This is a genomic window from Nocardiopsis halophila DSM 44494, assembly GCF_000341245.1.
Classification (GTDB): domain Bacteria; phylum Actinomycetota; class Actinomycetes; order Streptosporangiales; family Streptosporangiaceae; genus Nocardiopsis_A; species Nocardiopsis_A halophila.
This window is the reverse complement of the sequence record NZ_ANAD01000011.1, coordinates 1-4408: the sequence shown is the minus strand read 5'-3', so window position 1 is coordinate 4408 and position 4408 is coordinate 1. Positions and strand designations below refer to the sequence as shown.

Annotated in this window: 4 protein-coding genes; 3 read left to right on the top strand and 1 reads right to left on the bottom strand. The window is 74.8% G+C overall.

Going from position 1 to position 4408, the window contains the following annotated elements; all coding sequences use genetic code 11:
* The coding region (locus D450_RS32100) for an AsnC family protein (RefSeq protein ID WP_241483009.1) at nucleotides 1–140 on the bottom strand (140 nt) is incomplete at its 3' end.
* A 766-nt stretch (nucleotides 141–906) separates the two neighbouring features.
* On the opposite strand from D450_RS32100, the gene D450_RS0101165 reads away from it, so the two are divergent.
* From D450_RS0101165 to D450_RS34100, 3 genes are all read left to right on the top strand, one after another.
* Complete coding sequence (locus D450_RS0101165) at nucleotides 907–1923, top strand: DMT family transporter (RefSeq protein ID WP_017536855.1); 1017 nt, start codon at nucleotides 907–909, stop codon at nucleotides 1921–1923.
* Nucleotides 1865–3175 (top strand): glycosyltransferase, encoded by a 1311-nt coding sequence (locus D450_RS0101160; RefSeq protein WP_017536854.1) that lies wholly within the window; start codon nucleotides 1865–1867, stop codon nucleotides 3173–3175. The genes D450_RS0101165 and D450_RS0101160 overlap by 59 nt, the downstream gene beginning before the upstream one ends.
* A 65-nt stretch (nucleotides 3176–3240) precedes the next feature.
* Nucleotides 3241–3861, top strand: a complete 621-nt coding sequence (locus D450_RS34100) for a hypothetical protein (protein ID WP_193789642.1) — start codon at nucleotides 3241–3243, stop codon at nucleotides 3859–3861.
* Nucleotides 3862–4408: the final 547 nt, after the last annotated feature.

Below are 4408 nucleotides of genomic sequence, written 5' to 3'. Positions count from 1 at the left end.
CCCGCCCCCTCCACCCGCCGCACCCGCAGCCGGGTGGCGGCCCGGGAGAGGCCTACGCGCCCCGCGAGCGTCTCGAACGGCAGGCGGCCGTCCACGCCCAGCTCGCGAACGATCGCCGAATCGGTCTCGTCCAGTTCCATGCCGCCCATGGGCGCTCACCTATCCAGTGGGGGAATTTCCCCCTAATTCTGCACATTGAGCGGCCGGTACGCGGCACGGGCGGGCGGGCCCCGACTTGACAGACCGCTGATCCTCGCCCTCACTTCCCCGGAGCACCCGGCGGCCGGCGCGGCATGAACGTGTGCGAACGTGTGCGAACGGATGAGTCCGGTGCGCCCCGGGCACCGACTTTTGACTATCTGTTTCCCCTATATCTACGCCTGTTGAGGGACGCGAAGGACAGGCGGGTTATCTAGGTTCGAGGGGAGAGGGCGGTCCGGGGTCCATCGGGAACCGGGAGCCGTCCGCCGAACCGCATTGTCCGATCCGCGAGACCGGGGGTGCCGTGCGAGGAACCGGTGGAGGCCGCGGAGGGTGCGCCGACGGGCGCGGGCCCCCGCGGGACGTACGGGCGGCGCCCGCGGCGCGCCTGCCGGGGTGGGGTGGACCGCTCCACCGGAGGTGGGGCGAGCACCACCCCGAACAGGGTGGTGGCGTTATGGCCCCGAGCGGGGGATCATCCGTAGCGTCTCCCCTGATGGATCGAGTAGGCCGCACGGCGGCCCGACGGAGGGGGGACACCGTGGCGCCTTCGGAGCCGGAGTGTGCTCACCCGGCCGCGGCCGGCCGGACCCCGCACGGACGGACCGGACGGACCGGGCCGTCGGCCGGGGCCGGAGCGGGCGCGTGCGGCCCGGGAGACGACCTGGTCGGGCGGGCGCGCCGCCGGGGGGATGCGAGGCCGCGGTGCTGATCGGATCGGTCCTCATCGCCCTGGCCGGCGCCTTCTGCATGGCGCTGGGGTCGGCGCTGCAGGAGCGCGACGCGGTTCGGGCCCCGGGCAAGAGCGTGGCCCGGTTCGGCCTGCTCGTCCACCTGGCCCAGCGTCCGCGCTGGGTGCTGGGGACGGTCGCGGCCGGCGCCGGCGTCACCCTGCACCTGGTGGCGCTCAGCGGGGCGCCGCTCACCGTCATCCAGCCCATCGGCGTCACCGGCCTGCTGTTCGCGATCGTGCTGTCCATGCTCTTCACCCGGCGGCCGGTGCGCGCCGGGCAGATCGTGGCCGGGTTGGCGGTCACCGCCGGGCTGGCGGGGGTGCTCACGCTCTTCCCGCACACCGCCCGGACCCCGCAGATGACCACGGTGACCGCCCTGCTGCTGGCCGGCACCGTGGTCGCGGTCGGGATCGCGGCCTTCGCGGCCGCCCGGCACCTGCGCGCGGGGGCGCGCGGCGTGCTGCTGGCGGCGGTGGGCGGGGCCGCGCTGGGCACCACCTCGGCGATCGCACGGGTGATCGCCGCCGGCACCGTGCAGGACCCGTCCGCGCTGATCGGCTGGCTCACGCCGATCGCCCTGGGCGTGGCCCTGTTCGGCGGCCTGATGATGCAGAACGCCTACCGCACCGGCCACTTCGCGGCCGCCTACGCGGTGCTGCTGGTCGCCGACCCCGTGGTCGGCGCCGGGCTGGGCGCGCTGCTGCTGGGCGAGGGGCTGCCGACCACCCCGCTCGCCCAGGCGGGGGCCACCGTCTCCGCCGCCGTCGCCGCGGCCGGCATCGCCGTGCTGGCCAAGGCCAGGAACCAGAACCCGGAGGCCGCGGTCCGCCGCGGCGGGCCGGCGCCGGGCGGCCGCCCGGCGCACCCCTCCGGGGACGCCTCGCCGTTGTCCACCTCCGCATCTGCACAGGAGCAGCCTGATGACCGCAATGAAGGAGAGAACCCCGGGGAACGCCGGCCAGGGCAGCCGACCGAGCGGGGGGCCTGAGCGGCTCCGCGTCCTGATCGCGGCCGACACCTACCCGCCGGACGTGAACGGGGCGGCCTACTTCACCTACCGGCTGGCCACCGGGCTGGCCGGACGCGGCCACGACGTGCACGTGGTGTGCGCCTCGGCGACGGGGCGCCCGGGCATCGAGTACGAGGACGGCGTGGTGCTGCACCGGCTGCGCTCGGCCTCGGTGGTCGTGCACCCGACGATGCGCACCGCCGTGCCGCTGGGCGTCGGCGGGCACGTGGCACGGATCGTCGAGCGCCTGGCCCCGCACGTGGTGCACGCCCAGAGCCACTTCACGGTGAGCAGGGCGGCGGTCCGGCGGGCGCGCCTGTCGGGGGCGCCGGTCGTGCTCACCAACCACTTCATGCCGGACAACCTGTTCGCCCACGCGCACGTCCCCGCGGCCCTGCAGGGGGCGGCGGGAGCGCTGGCCTGGCGCGACATGGTCCGGGTGGCCTACGACGCCGACCATGTGACCACCCCGACCCGGCGCGCGGCCGACCTGTTGGCGGCCAAGGGGTTCAGCCGCCCGGTGGAGCCCGTCTCGTGCGGCATCGACCTGGAGCGGTTCCGCCCCCGGCCCGCAGAGCGCGCGGAGGTGCGCAAGCGCTTCGGCCTTGAGGACCGGGACACCATGGTGTTCGTCGGGCGCCTGGACGAGGAGAAGCGCATCGACGACCTGATCCGCGCCCTCGCGGCGCTGAAGGATCGGCGCGACCTCCAGCTGGCCCTGGCCGGGACCGGCCAGCGCCAGGCCGAGCTGGCCCGGTTGGCCGACGAGCTGGGGGTGGCCGACCGGGTGCGGTTCCTGGGGTTCGTGTCCGACGAGGAGCTGCCGCTGGTGTACGTGGCCGGGGACGTGTTCGCCATCGGGAGCGTGGCCGAGCTGCAGAGCATCGCGACCCTGGAGGCGATGGCGACGGGGCTGCCGGTGGTGGCCGCGGACGCGCTCGCCCTGCCGCACCTGGTGGACCAGGGCGGGAACGGCTTCCTCTATCCGCCCGGGGACAGCGACGCGCTGGCCGAGCGGCTGGGGGAGGTCCTGGCCTCGGACCGGCGCCAGGCGATGGGGGAGGCGTCGCGGGCGCTGGCCCTGACGCACGACCACGAGCGCTCGCTGGACCGCTTCGAGGAGATCTACCGGTCGGTGCGGCCGCGGCGGCCCGGCGCCCCCGTGGCGGACCGGGCCCTGCGCGCGGTCGCGGGGACGGGGGAGCGGCGGCGCTCTCCGGCCGCGGCGTAATGACTTTCCGTGGTTTTTGCGTCACATCCTGATGTGAAGTCCGGTTCGGCGGATACATCCAGAGTGTGTGGTTCGTTGGATCCGGTCGGACGGGGGCGGCGCACGCCGAGGGCGTGGCCGCCCGGCTCCGTAAGGCCGAATACGACGAGCAGGCCTGCCAGGAGGTCCTGGCCGACTACGACCGGGACCACCGCGACCTGGAGGAGCGGGTCGAGCGCCTGGAGGCCGAGCTGGCCGAGGCGCGCCGGCAGAAGCTGGAGGCGTTCGCGCGGTGGTGGAACTGCCGCGAGGACCGCGACCGGGCACGGCACGTGGCGCGCCGGCTGCGCCGCCGCCTGGAGCGCCTCCGCCGCCGCAACGGCTCCGTGCCGGGAGGCGCTCAGGAGGGCCCGGACGCCGGCACCGTCCCGTGGAACGGCTCCGGCTCCGAGAGCGGCGTGAACGGCCACGCAGGAAACGGCCGCGCAGCGAACGGCTACGAGGGGAACGGTCACCTGGCGCACGGCCACCCGGGAAACGGACACGCGGATCAGGGCCGGGCGGACGACGGTCGCGGCAGCCCGGATTCGGGGGCGATCCCGTCCCAGCGCGAGGCCGGGGCCTCTGGAGAGGCGGCCGATGAGGAGCGCCGGACCCGATCCGGTTGGAAGCGCGTCAACGGCGGGCGGAGAAGGCCTCGCGAATAGCGGGCGTCCGGGGCGGATCTGCAATTCCTCATGGGCGACTCCGGGGCCGGGGGGCCATGGCCGCGTCCGCTGGATCGGTACGGCTTTCCGAGGCGGCACTGCCATCTGCTCCGGGGCGGGTCCCTTGGAGCGAGTGAGGCCGCAGCCGGAAACGGGGCCGGGGGTACGGGGCGCGGCCCTTAGGGCGGTCGGTGCCGGTCATTTCGGCCGACCGGCGTCCCGCTCGTCGGGGGACGGCCCAAGGCCGACCACCGAGGTTGCACTGCTCCAGTTCCAGTGGACGCCATCGTCATGTCGGTTGGACGCGGCGTGGATTCTCCCCGTTAAGTTTTTCGTGGTCCTGCAACAGGGCCGCCGGCCTCCGGGGCGGGCATGACTGAGTCCCCCTGTCGAGGACATGAGCTGGGGGTGTCACCGGGCCTGAGAGGTGCTGTGACAGACGCTGATGAGAGGCCCGACCCTCCCGGCCAGGGCGGTACGGCCGCCACTGCCCTGGACGGGCCCGCTTTCGGAGCCCTCCCCGGGCCCTGCCCCTGGCGGGCGGTCC